Source organism: Halalkalicoccus tibetensis, assembly GCF_037996645.1.
Classification (GTDB): Archaea; Halobacteriota; Halobacteria; order Halobacteriales; family Halalkalicoccaceae; genus Halalkalicoccus; species Halalkalicoccus tibetensis.
The window spans coordinates 243,629-255,588 of record NZ_JBBMXV010000006.1 but is presented as its reverse complement, the minus strand read 5'-3'; the positions used below and the strand labels follow the sequence as shown (position 1 = coordinate 255,588).

Annotated in this window: 15 protein-coding genes; 3 read left to right on the top strand and 12 right to left on the bottom strand. The window is 51.6% G+C overall.

The annotated features are described in order from the left end of the window. Positions 1 to 44: 44 nt before the first annotated feature. Positions 45 to 668: a hypothetical protein gene (locus WOA58_RS17665; protein ID WP_340605608.1), complete on the bottom strand. Its 624-nt coding sequence runs from the start codon at positions 666 to 668 to the stop codon at positions 45 to 47. 30 nt (positions 669 to 698) lie between these two features. Continuing rightward, positions 699 to 1,451, bottom strand: coding sequence for a PH domain-containing protein (locus WOA58_RS17660; protein ID WP_340605607.1), 753 nt, complete (start codon positions 1,449 to 1,451; stop codon positions 699 to 701). A gap of 53 nt (positions 1,452 to 1,504) precedes the next feature. On the opposite strand from WOA58_RS17660, the gene WOA58_RS17655 reads away from it, so the two are divergent. Together WOA58_RS17655 and WOA58_RS19140 are read left to right on the top strand one after the other, a co-directional pair. Continuing rightward, a complete protein-coding gene (locus WOA58_RS17655; protein WP_340605606.1) occupies positions 1,505 to 1,687 on the top strand; it encodes a hypothetical protein in 183 nt (60 codons plus the stop codon). Between the two features lie 249 nt (positions 1,688 to 1,936). After that, a complete protein-coding gene (locus WOA58_RS19140; protein WP_390220978.1) occupies positions 1,937 to 2,140 on the top strand; it encodes an HVO_0649 family zinc finger protein in 204 nt (67 codons plus the stop codon). A 252-nt stretch (positions 2,141 to 2,392) separates the two neighbouring features. Here the strand turns inward: WOA58_RS19140 and WOA58_RS17650 are convergent, their stop codons facing one another. From WOA58_RS17650 to WOA58_RS17605, 10 genes are all read right to left on the bottom strand, one after another. Next, positions 2,393 to 2,986, bottom strand: coding sequence for a lactate utilization protein (locus WOA58_RS17650; RefSeq protein ID WP_340605605.1), 594 nt, complete (start codon positions 2,984 to 2,986; stop codon positions 2,393 to 2,395). Positions 2,987 to 3,343: 357 nt separating this feature from the next. Then, positions 3,344 to 3,994 carry an ABC transporter permease gene (locus WOA58_RS17645; protein WP_340605604.1) on the bottom strand — a complete coding sequence of 217 codons (651 nt, stop codon included), beginning with the start codon at positions 3,992 to 3,994 and terminating at the stop codon, positions 3,344 to 3,346. Further along, positions 3,967 to 4,167 (bottom strand): hypothetical protein, encoded by a 201-nt coding sequence (locus WOA58_RS17640; RefSeq protein WP_340605603.1) that lies wholly within the window; start codon positions 4,165 to 4,167, stop codon positions 3,967 to 3,969. The genes WOA58_RS17645 and WOA58_RS17640 overlap by 28 nt, the downstream gene beginning before the upstream one ends. Further along, a complete protein-coding gene (locus WOA58_RS17635) occupies positions 4,164 to 4,832 on the bottom strand; it encodes an ABC transporter ATP-binding protein (RefSeq protein WP_340605602.1) in 669 nt (222 codons plus the stop codon). Before WOA58_RS17635 ends, WOA58_RS17640 begins: the two co-directional genes overlap by 4 nt. Positions 4,833 to 4,896: 64 nt before the next feature. Then, positions 4,897 to 5,247, bottom strand: coding sequence for a DUF6788 family protein (locus WOA58_RS17630; protein ID WP_340605601.1), 351 nt, complete (start codon positions 5,245 to 5,247; stop codon positions 4,897 to 4,899). Between the two features lie 138 nt (positions 5,248 to 5,385). Then, a complete protein-coding gene (locus WOA58_RS17625) occupies positions 5,386 to 5,787 on the bottom strand; it encodes a hypothetical protein (protein ID WP_340605600.1) in 402 nt (133 codons plus the stop codon). Then, positions 5,780 to 6,613, bottom strand: coding sequence for a ParA family protein (locus WOA58_RS17620; RefSeq protein WP_340605599.1), 834 nt, complete (start codon positions 6,611 to 6,613; stop codon positions 5,780 to 5,782). Before WOA58_RS17620 ends, WOA58_RS17625 begins: the two co-directional genes overlap by 8 nt. Before the next feature lie 475 nt (positions 6,614 to 7,088). Then, the gene (locus WOA58_RS17615; protein WP_340605598.1) at positions 7,089 to 8,339 is read right to left on the bottom strand and encodes a phage integrase SAM-like domain-containing protein; all 1,251 of its coding nucleotides are present in this window, start codon (positions 8,337 to 8,339) and stop codon (positions 7,089 to 7,091) included. 28 nt (positions 8,340 to 8,367) lie between these two features. Then, complete coding sequence (locus tag WOA58_RS17610) at positions 8,368 to 8,877, bottom strand: DNA-binding protein (RefSeq protein WP_340605597.1); 510 nt, start codon at positions 8,875 to 8,877, stop codon at positions 8,368 to 8,370. Next, entirely contained in the window at positions 8,870 to 9,583 is a 714-nt protein-coding gene (locus WOA58_RS17605) for a nucleotidyltransferase domain-containing protein (RefSeq protein ID WP_340605596.1), read from the bottom strand. Before WOA58_RS17605 ends, WOA58_RS17610 begins: the two co-directional genes overlap by 8 nt. A 1,019-nt stretch (positions 9,584 to 10,602) precedes the next feature. Between WOA58_RS17605 and WOA58_RS17600 the strand changes: the two genes are divergently transcribed. After that, positions 10,603 to 11,931: a Cdc6/Cdc18 family protein gene (locus WOA58_RS17600; protein WP_340605595.1), complete on the top strand. Its 1,329-nt coding sequence runs from the start codon at positions 10,603 to 10,605 to the stop codon at positions 11,929 to 11,931. Positions 11,932 to 11,960: the final 29 nt, after the last annotated feature.

Genomic DNA, 11,960 nt, shown 5'->3' with positions numbered 1-11,960 from the left:
GGAGTTCCAACAATGCCAACTCACTTAACGAAAGAACGGCCAGTTCACAGAATATCGTCCGTGGTCTCGGCGGTCCGGAACGACTCTAAATCGGTATACTGGAGCCCATACGGAACACGCGTTGCCAGCGGAATTGGATCGGATAACTCATACAATGACTCGGGTTCAAACACAACGACACGCTTGTTCTGGTCGAACGTTGCCTGATCACCAGTATATGACTCAAGCGGGCGTGACAATGCCGCTTCGCTCGCCGGCACGATCTCTTTGACACGTGCAACATACATCACGGCCCCTACATCACCGGTGATGTACATCCCAACATACTCCGGATTCTGCCCGATACGGACGAATCCCCAGGCATTGTTCTCCTCGAGAAATGGAATGCCGTCTTCGCGGGATGGGAAGATTGCAACTTTTGCGTCAGCAGCTCCAGGAAGCTCATGTCGAGAGATCTCGCCGACCACAGTGTTTGCGCCAGCGTCTGGCGTCCAGCCCGCTGGGTCTTGCTCTCGGCCGTGCCCATCTTCTGACTGTGGCTCACGGAACCCTATCACGTCTTGAACCAACCCAACTATCGATCCAACGGTGATCGTATCGAGTGGCAACAGTAGAGTGAGTATTTGCTCGTGCTGAAGGCCAGAGTCCTCTTGGATCTCGAGAAGCATGAGTAGCTGCGAAGCACAAATGAAAAGCGCCTATCTGCGAGCTGGGTTTTCAGTATCATCGTCAGAAGCGCCATCCGCTGACCGGTACTGATAGTTCCTGAAGACACCATAGAGCACGTTTCCGAGACCGAATGACCACCAAATCGTCAGGACTGCAATGAGAAGATGGGCTTTCAGTGATCCGTATTTGCTGACGGCCGCAGTCTGAGCCGTACCGCTATCAGACTGCTGGGGCAAGGCAGATTTATCGAGCGGATTCAGACCTTCCTCGTTTCGATGCTTTTGCTCTCTGACGGCAGTGACAAAGCCACGACCGAAGTCTTCGAGGGTCTGGTACTCCTCCGAGAATCCATGCCCTTCTAAGGAGATTTTTCGCATAATGTACCCCTTGTTGTGTTCAATGCTCGCGATTTCGTCGATAGAGAAGTCCTTGGACGTCTCTTTGATGAATGCCTTCTTGAACGCAATAACTCGTTGATTCGTCAGAACAAGCTTTGATGCGCGCTTTTTTGCGAGAAATATCGCATCGTACACGTCGATTGCGTAGAGGAACTGTTCATCACTATAGAGAAGTGATTCGAGAGCCTGTCGGCGTTTGTTGTCAAACTCATCTAAGGAGTGGTACTCATTCAAAGTAACCATGAATCCAATATAGCTGCTGTCAGGCATAAATAAATGCGGGCAAACGTTTCGAGGAGATACTACTCGAATAGATAAGTCAGCATAGTGCTCGAGGATTACCTCCGCGAGCGTGTTCTTGTGATCCCTGAAGAGCCCCAGCACTACAACCCAGACCCTCCGAGAGTTTATACCGGAAGACGGACCCACCAGGGGGTATGTCCGCCGGAACTCCCGACGAATGGCTGTTCGAAGACTGGCAACTGATCGCCCGCGCACTCACCGACGCAACACACGAAGACTGTCGGTACTATGAGTGTGATACCATCGACGCTTTACTCGGCGACATTGCTCACTACTGGGATCTCGACGATCACGAACTGACCCAACTACTGCACTGACGGCGAACCCCGAGAAGCGGTCGTAGGTATCTCCCCCAGTTAGGTCCATCCCTACCACCGATTGCCCACCACTTCCCAGCACGATACCGAGCTCAATACCGCTCAGCCCTTTTAGACTACTATCGCGATATCCGTTGTTTCATGAAAAGGATGCGACACCAAATCAGGTTGCGAATGTCTCAATATGATTTGCTCTGTAATGCGGAAATATTCCCCGGTATTTTTGGTTCTCGCGTGTGATGTGGTAGTATGTCTCAGGGACCAACAGCAAGGAGTCCCTTCGAACGGGTGCGCGACCGATACGAGAATTCGGAGAAAAAATGCCCGGACTGTGGATATATCGGCGAGGACGGCGAATGGAAATCAGAAACGGATGGGCGTGTGATAGTATACCAATACCGGTGCTCAAGTTGCAACGCGACCCGTCGGCATGTATTTAACCTCGAAAGATAGGAGCTTTCAGCCGGTTGTTCGTTCGCGAGGAGACCGGCGCTAGGTGAAGTGGACTCTGAGAGAGCAGCATAAAACGACAGTCCGAGCTATGATTCTCTACTAGATATAGAAAGCAACCCTTACACCGTATTGAACGCCTAAGATCGGATTCAGAGAATCAGCGTGACGGACTCTTTCTGAATTTCCAAGTGGCAGATGTCCCTGCTCTAATCATACCTACTGCAGCAACTGGTGTGAATATCTGTTCAGATCTCAGAAACCGTAGTTGTCCTTTACGAGCACGAGTTCCGTTCGATTGTCCTCCTTCTCATGCTCGTAAATCATCACCTTCCCAATTACGCTTCCGTGTCCTTCGACAGTTTGTACTCGGGCGTCCTCTAACGGATAAGCCACATTCCGTATCCGATCTAACGCATCCTCAAGTGACGACACGATTTTGTTCGTTCCACTGACGAGAATGAGACGACGCGCGGGGTAGGGCCACGCACCGAGGCTCGTTCCCTTCCCGTTTACTCCAACGATCTGACCGGTCGCCGCGATAGCGTTCGGGCTATCGAAAAACACGTCCGCCGTAACCGCCTCGCGACGCGCCTCGTCACGCCGATGGTCGTCATCGATTTCCCGAATGCGATCGTTGAGATAGGTGAATCCGTCTTCTCCCTCGAGATAGTCGATGAATCCGAGTTCGGAGAGTGTCGTCGATCGGCCGTTCGCTACCGAGGCGTTCGTTGGAATTCGGTCTCTGAGATATTCTATAGCGTCGTCCTCGGTTTCACAGATCGTCACAGTAATGTTTCGTCGTTCGATGTTTGCTATCGTCTCTTCGAGCGTCTCGTCGTCCGGCAATTGATCGAAACGATTATCGAGCTCAAGATCATCTGCCAGATGTTCTTTACTGAAGTATGTCATAGTGGGGTTCGCTGAAAAACGAATTGCGACGCGAACCCTTGAATGATGGGATAGACAGCTATTTGCTAGCCGCAGTATCGGCCCACTATTTTCCAGGCGGTTGCGTCCAATGCGATCTCTTTCCTCGGATCAAATCAACCGCTTATCCGACAACACAGCTATCATAAGCTCATGTCGGAGGGTGAAGATACTTGTTATAAGCCCCACGATACCCCCACCTACGATTACGATATTATAGTGTGTCGTCCTAGACATACGGTGGGCCGTCCTCTGAGGCGGATTAAAACTCCCGTGTTAGGACTCTATCGCGTCGAGAACACCCTTGTCGAGTTGCTTCGCATCGGTGAATACCCGGCGACTAAGAAGAATGGTGTTCACAACGACAGTCAATCCGCCTGCTGCGAAAATCATCAGCATGATCACAAACTGGTACTGGGCTGCGTAGATCGGGTTCGCTCCAGCGATGATCATCCCCGCCATGAGCCCTGGAATCTGAACGATACCGAGACTCTTGATACTATCCAGGATCGGGATGATCGATGCATAAACGCTCGTCGAGACGTACTCACGAATCGCTTGATCCGGCGAGGCACCGACGCTCAACATCGCCTCGATCTCCGAACGATTCGAAACGACCTCGCCCGTGAACCGATCTAACACCAGTGAATTGGTCTTCATCGCGTTTGCGATGATCATACTCCCGATGACGATGAGATCGCGCATCGTCGTCTCTATCGCGCCCGCAAGCGTCATCATCACGATTACGGCTCCTGCACCGAATCCGATCGATGCCACTGAACTCCGGAACACGCCCGGAATCGCGACGCCGCGTTTCATCGAGATCCATCCAGCAACGACGATCATGAACGCGAGAACGACTGCCGCCCACGCGAGGTGGGCTGCTAACAGAATGCCGATTACTGCTCCGGCCACGACGACTTGCACCAGCCGCGACCCGACGTAGTGATGACCTCTCGTTCGAAATCAAGATCGCGGACGTAGACTACTCCCAGTACCACCGTGGCGAGGATGATCGCTGCAAGTATCTGAATGAATCCTGTGACGATAACCGGATCACTCACCTGGTCGAGAACCGTCTCAAGCATGGCTTCGGTCATCCGATGATCTCCTCGGGTGTTCCGTTTGCAGTAATCTTACCAGCCTCGAATCGAACGACGCGATCACCGAGTCGCCTCGCCTGTGCGGTGTCGTGTGTAACGATGACACAGGTCAAGTCGTTATTGTGGATCAGCTCTGCGAGTAGTTCTTCGATCTCCATTTCGGTCGCCGTATCGAGATGGGCAGTGGGCTCGTCGAGGAGCAACACCTCCGGCTCAACATAGAGCGTCCGAGCAATCGAAACCCGCTGGCGTTCACCTCCTGAGAGGTCCGACACTGCCCGATTCTCGTATCCCGGGAGATGCATTCGATCGAGAAGTCTCGTTACTCGCTGTTCATTGATTGGCTTGTCCCGTATTCGATCGCTCATAGCGACGTTTTCGCGGACGCTGCCGGGAAGAAGCGCCGACTCTTGTGAGATGAATCCAACATGCCGTCGAAGCTCCTGGGGGTCGATCTCTCGATAGTCAGTGCCGTCGAGATAGACGGATCCATCGGTCGGTTCATCGAGACGGTTAAGAAGCCGAAGAAACGATGATTTGCCCGCTCCCGATGGACCGATAATAGCGAGGACAGTGGACTCCTTGACACGAAGAGAAATGGAGTCGACGATAAGTTCACCACCGATAGCTTTGGTGAGAGAATCAGTTTCAAGCTTCGACATCATCGTATGAGAATATCTTCGTCGGACCAATAGCTGCTGTGATCGGCCCACCGAGACAATAGAGTCAGTCCGTATCGCTGCCGGACGCTTTACCCAGATACTCCCGCCGCACAGTGTCTCCGTCGCGATAGGCCCGATATTTGTAGGGGCCATGCTTTGCACCACCGCTCATACACGAACAGCTCTCATCACCGCACGTTCGATACTCGAGATACACAGCGCCGCTTGATTCGTTCTCAAGCACCTGGGCATCCTCAGGCAGTTCGTCTTCGCTCACTGGCTCGCTTCGACGGTGTTCGCGAGCGGCAAGCAGCTCGTCGACGTATTCTTGGACTTCCTGCAGGGTCTCGTCGTCCTGTTTGGGAAGCCCGTCGGCGAGGTAATTCGGGAGCGATGACGGTGCAGTCGGAGTCATTTTCCTTGTGCAACATTGGGCAACAGTAAATATAGTACTGTTGCACAAGGGTGGTTTTGGGCCCTTAGCAACTAAATCAAAAAGAAGTCAGTCAGAGTGATTGCAGAAAGTCCGGCAAAAACAATGAATGGAAGGCTCTCACTCGTCAGTGTAGCCGTCACGCTCGGCAACAATTTGGTCAGCAATAGCATCCGGATTCGCTGCTGCAACACGGAGAACAGCGTCCATAACTTCACGCCCAGTCACATCACGGATGTCAGATTCTTGTCTGAGACGGAGTTCAACTTCTAATTCAGTATCTTCGAGGAGATCGAGAGTGTCTTCGCGGACGTAGATACTCTTTGCAGTGGTCTCATCAAACGAGAAGGCGGGTCCAGCACTAGGATCGGAATCATCCTCTTCTGGAGTATCTGCTCCAGTAGCCTGTTCGGGTTCGGCCAATCTGTCTTGAGGGGTGGCTTCAGTCTCGCTGTTGGTTTCATCGTCAGATTCGCCTGCCTCAGCATCTGCGAGGCCAGCAAAGCGGTTCTCATCAACCATCCTCTATCCCCCCGTTTTCGACGATCGTAGCAAGTTCATCGAGCCGTGGAATCATGTCGTTTTCTGGTTCAAACTTCGCGAGCGGTTTACCCTCTCGATAGGCACGCTTGAATGCGATCCGTGAACGGATCCCCGGTCCAGGCGATTCATCAAATTGTGCGGACCGTGCAAAAGTAGGGAGAAGCGACCCAAACTGAGATTCTTCGAGGTCGCCGATAATACGCCGTTCTTCGTTGTCGCCTGAAAGGGCGTTAGGGACGATCGCCAGGATATTGATCTCAAACTCATTGCGCAGCGGTTGTATCTGCTGGGTGTACATCCGCTCGAAGCCACTGACGCTCGGTTCACTCATCAATAAAGGAATGACCACGTTCCGACTCGCAACGAGGGATGCATCTGAGAGTGGCCCCAGGTTCGGTGGCGAGTCAAAGACAATGTAATCGTATGTATCGCCAAGGAACGGATCAACGATCTGCCGACGAAGCCAGAGTTCAGCAAACGAGGTCGTTCTGATTTTATCTTCAAGATCGTCGTAGTCCTTGTTCGCTGGCAGGACATCAAACCCGTGAGCGCTGTGTACAATGTCTGAAAATTGTACACTGTCTTCGTCTTCTAAAAAGTGTCCAAGATGAGTGTCTGCCGTATAGTGTTCTGCAAGCCCAACACCTTCGGTTGCGTTTCCCTGTTGATCGAGATCGGCCAAGAGGACCTCATGGCCCTGTGCAGTGAGCCGATCTGCAAGATTAATAGCAAGCGTCGTCTTCCCAACACCGCCTTTCTGGAGTGCGACACTAACCGCATGCGGTTGAGAAGTATTCGAAGTCATGGATTCTGGCCACCGTTTACAATTTCTACAATGTCTAAAGATTTCGGAGTGTGTACAGTGTTTAGCCTCATGAACAGTCTATACCATATTACGAGGGGGACTTTAATCTATCGACACTTTTTGGAATTTTCACATTTCTTAAGATGTTCACAATGTGTAAAATTTTGAGATTGTGTTAGCCTTGTAGAAATTGTAGAATTTTAGGGGCCAGAGCACGATTTCGAGTTTGTAGACTCTGTGCAATTTGTAGAAATTGTGCAGTATGTAGAATGTCGAGAGTGTCGACAATGCCTTGTACAACATTGATCGAGTAAGTCCCAATGTTGCACAAGGTCCGCAAAGAAGCGGATCTAGAAAGGAAGGAGCGAAGAGAAAACACAGCTTGTTCACCGCCGAGACTGCGTTAGTAGTTCTGAGGCTTATGAGGGGCCTCTACTATGCACAGAATCTGATCGGACCGGAGATCAACACCGAGTCAGAGCCGACCACCGTCGATCTCATCGAGCGCCTCTGTTGCGACGTCTCCCAGTTCCCCGGCCTCAATATGTGAGTAGCGCTCTCGAACCATTTCCTCAGAGTTGTCGAGATAGCGGGCAGCAACAGTATACCCGAATGCTCGAACAAGAACCTCGCCCATCCCGCGTCGGCCACCATGCGGTGCAAGATAGTCGTGTCTGGGATGGTCAATAGTAATATCAGCAGCCTCCGAAAGACGTTGTAGAATTGATCGTGCCCCGTCTGTTGTGATCGACGGCGGGCGAATGTCTTCTTCAAGAGCCAACAGCAAGTCACGAGCGGACGCTGCTCGCTGCTCGTCGATTGCGTCGGGCCGTTGCCCTCGATCAGCCAGCTCCTTGCGTACAAGCGATGCGAGCGTCCGCTGGTCGAACGTCGGAAAGACTGGCCACCGCTCGCTGGGCGGATCCAGAAGCTTCCGATAACTTCGAAGCGGCCCAATCACTGGATCAGGAAGACTCGCAGCATCCCACTGCTGTTTCTTTCGATAGACGTCCATACTCCCCTCCTCAAAGGAAAGGTCCGTCCACCGGACACCGCGTCGACGCGGATCATTCGGGTCACGAAGGAGTTCACCAACCCGAACGGCAGTGTACGCGAGAACGAAAACGAGAGCACGGTCTCGTGTCGCCTTCAAGGCGGTGTAGCGGGTTCGCTGCTTGTCGAGAGGCGCAGTCTCCTCAGGTAGTGTTGTGAACTCCTCAATGGCATCTCGAGCCTGCTCATCAACGAATCGAGTGAGGACATGGCGCTGCTCGGACGTCCACGCTTGCTGATCACCGGGCTTACGACCATCATCATCAGGGAGCGGGGCCATCGCACTGGCTCGCTGAGCATAATGGGCTTCTAGATAGCCTTCATTGACACACCAGCCACACCACGCAGAGAGATACCGATAATAGGTTTGGGCAGTGTTCTGTTTGAGTCCACGGTCGCCAGCAAGGTGACGGGCGTATTCACGGAAGACTCGTTCGTCAAGCTCCTCGAAAGTGGGTTCTCTGTCACTGTCGGTCGGGATGATCCCCGTCCAGTCATCGGAACCGCGCTCACCAGTAGTCCACTCTGCAAACCGCTCAAGCTCGCGGGCTACGTTCCGTCGATAGTTTCCACCGTTTCCGCCGCGGCCTTTTCCTTTATCCTGGAGATAGCGCTCGAACGTCTCGGTGAGAGGAGTCGACTGCACTCGATTCATTGGTGTATCTCGTTTCATTGTAGTTTCCTCGCAGTGTCTCCCGTAGTTAGTCACACAAACAGACGCCACCTTCTCGGATTTGACTCACCGAGAACTCGTGGACAGCGATCGCTAATTCAGTCATTGCATCGGCTTGCTCCGCTGTCGGTCTGCCACCTCCGTAATAACTCTCGGTCCGATTATCGCTATAGAGAGCCTTCATCTCGTCTGCGGTCTCCCTCTCGAACAGTCCAATTTGGTGTGCACGGTCGTAACTGAACTGGTGATCCTGGAAGTCCTGGAGCGTATCGTTCGTCATCGAGAGGGCATACGCCTCGATCGATCGTTCAATAGCCCCAAAACAGATCTCGATGACGGCAGTATAATACCCATCCTGAAGTTGGAGTGTTTCGACAACTTCGAGAAGCCTACATGCTTTTGTGAGCTGTGTCTTCCAATCTACATTGGCGCTAATTCCTTCCTCGAACTCTGTCCGACCTCGTCCAACCATCTCGAAGGCATCCTGGGCGCGTCCTAGTGCCGTGAGAACCGCGTTCGGATCTGAACCACTACCCATCCTTACCTCCGTCCGTATCCTTGCTTCCTTCCTCCAACAGGAGGTTTTCGACGGTTTCGAAGTCACTTGTCTTGTAGATCGGGATTCCCGAAACGACGATTTCCCGAATATCCTCAGTATAGGTTGGAATTGCTTGGACAGCCTCAACGTCAATATCATATGCATACCGGTCCCCATCGAATGATACCTCCTCGAGGTCACGAGCAACGGCGTTCGCTTCCCGTTGACTTTCAGCCCGTCCGGATCGAGTAAGCACCCAGAGATCGATATCACTTCGTCGGTCAGCTTCTCCCCGAGCGACACTCCCGTAGAGGATGATGCCAACTACATCACTGATCTTCTCGTGAAGCTCTTCTACCGCCGCTTTCACAGGTCGGTGGTATTCTGGCTGGGGAATTCGGAGAATCGGGTCATCCGGAATAGAGAGTCGATTGCGGTTGATCTGAACGAGTCGCTGGTTACTTTCCGGTGATTCAACGACCAGTTTATTCGAACTGAGGACAGTTACAGCTCGTCGCACAGACTGATGTGAGTGCCCAGTGTGGCTTGCAATCTTTCGAAGCGAGAAATCACCGAACCGATGGTTAATTAAAAAGAGGAGGACATCGCTGGTTGCCTTGTGTTTGAATAAATCCGGGTCACGAGCAGGTATAGAGAGCGAAACCGAAGCCCCTAGAGAGCTCTTCGTTTCCGTCTCGTGGTTCATATGCCGTCTTACGGACCACTACTATAAGAACTTTATAGGAAGCCAGTTCGTTGCTTAAGTTCTCATAGACCGCGAGGACGGTTTATCCGGAGTGGAGAAAGGTATCCTTAGCTACAGGCTGGTCAGCTCGACCGAGGAGAACAAAGGACCCCGTTCGTGAGCAGCAAGTCCGATAATTCGACTACAGAGGGAGATTGGCCGCCGCGATTTTGCTACCCTCTTTTCTTCGATCAACTCTGGGGGAAAGCGGCCTCATGGGGTGGTTGCAGTGTTCGTGCTTACCCGACAGCGCCGAGGTGGTGGAAATTGGTCGTGATTATTGAAGTAATCAGGACCATCATAGCTCGAGGATTGGTTCGTGAATATAGAGGGTTTAGAGGCTCTACAAGCGTAACATCGCAATATAGCATAAGTATAAACTGTATATGGCGATATTGATTTTGATACACCTGGATAGGGGCGAGGGAACAGCAGTCTCTTCAAGATCTGTGAACGTGCTGAGCGAATCCACGGGGTCAGTCAATAGGATCACCCTGTTATACCGGTCTACTCTCTCTCTCTTGAAGAAGTGGTGAAGATCAACACGGTAAGATACTCTCATAGGCACACCCACCACCGTGCAAGTGTTCTATGGCTACGAATCAGAGGGGGAGAGAAGCAAAACAAGAGGAGAATATAAAGAGGAGCGGCCAAATACGAAGATTCCCTCAGAAGCCTCACTAGAGACGTTTCTCTGGCACTAGAATTGCTTCTACCCTAAACTATAAAATAACTACTAGAACTAGAGCTAGTAGTAGAGAAGAAACTAGCTAGTGCTGGGAGGTCTCTTCCCGCTGATTTCTTGTCTCATTTCCCCTCTTAGCGTGGATCAACAACGGGGGACCTTTGATTCACCTGGAACACTTGCAGAGTGGTGGGTGTGGGGTATATAAGCAATCAAAACAGATGTAACACTTGCAGGGGGGTAGGAATCTTTATGGAGACGGAGTGTGAGTGACCGGACAACTCAAGAACTACGGATGGATCACAACGAGAACCCATTTCAGGACGAGGATCTGATCTTTGCCTGGAAACAGCCGCTCAAGAAGGACTCCTATGAGCCCGACGAGATCATGCATCGAGACGAAGAGATCAAGCTCTATACGAACTCTCTTCAAGATATCGTCGAAGGTCATGAACCGAATAACGTCTTCGTGTACGGACCGACAGGTGTTGGGAAAACCGCTGTAACGAAGTGGATGCGCGAGAAGTTACAGCGCGAGGCTCAGCGACGATCAGTACCGCTTCATATCGTCGGACCAATTAACTGCCGCCACTACAAGACCGCGTATCGGCTCGTTACGACGATCGTCAACGAACTACGACCAGCAGACGATCAAGTAGCTGAAAGCGGCCATAGCACAGATCGTGTTTTCAACTTCCTCTATGAAGAAATCGAATCGCTCGGCGGCAACGTCCTCCTCATTCTCGACGAGATCGACAACATTCCTCCAGATGCTCGTAACGACTTCCTCTATGACCTCCCACGAGCTGAAGCCAACGAAGATACACCAATCAGCGATGCAAAAATCGGTCTCATTGGTATCTCTAACAATCTAAAATTCGTCGATGCACTTGAGCCAAAAGTGAAATCGACATTGGGGGAACGAGAGATCGAGTTTGGCCCATATAATGCGAGCCAACTAGGAGATATCCTTACTTATTACGCAGATCTCGCCTTCAAAGGCGATGTCCTTGATGATGATGTTATCCCGCTTGCTGCAGCATTCGCGGCACAGGAGCGTGGCGACGTTCGACAGGGACTTCGTATCTTAGAAAAAGCCGGTGAGTATGCACGAATGGAGGGGTCGTCGATCGTCGACGAAGACCATGTTCGTGAAGCGACAGAAAATATTGAGACAGATGAAATTCTCGACTACTTCGACGACAAACTCTCAATTCAGCAAGGATTAGCCTATATCTCAACGACACTGATGGTCATCGAACCACAAAAAGAAGCTCGGACAAAGCATATCTATAACCTATATACGAAACTCGCCGCTTCAGCTAATGCGGACCAAGTTTCCGAACGCAAGTTCTACGAATTTCTGGATCAACTTTGTATGCTTGGGCTTGCACGCTCGACTGAGCGTAATCTCGGCCGTAAAGGTGGCCGGACCTATATCTATGAAGTCACCGATACTCCCGAGGACATCATCAAAGCTTGCGAACAGGATAGTCGCCTCGGTGGTGTCCTTCCCAGTAATGTCTATGAAATCCTTGAGCACTACCAGAAGGGACAAGCAACCTCATACCAGGCTCCCGATAAACTTGAGGCTGAACAACGGGACCTCTTCCGATTTGCATAGCTGCTCTTCATATCGTCTTCGATAGAACA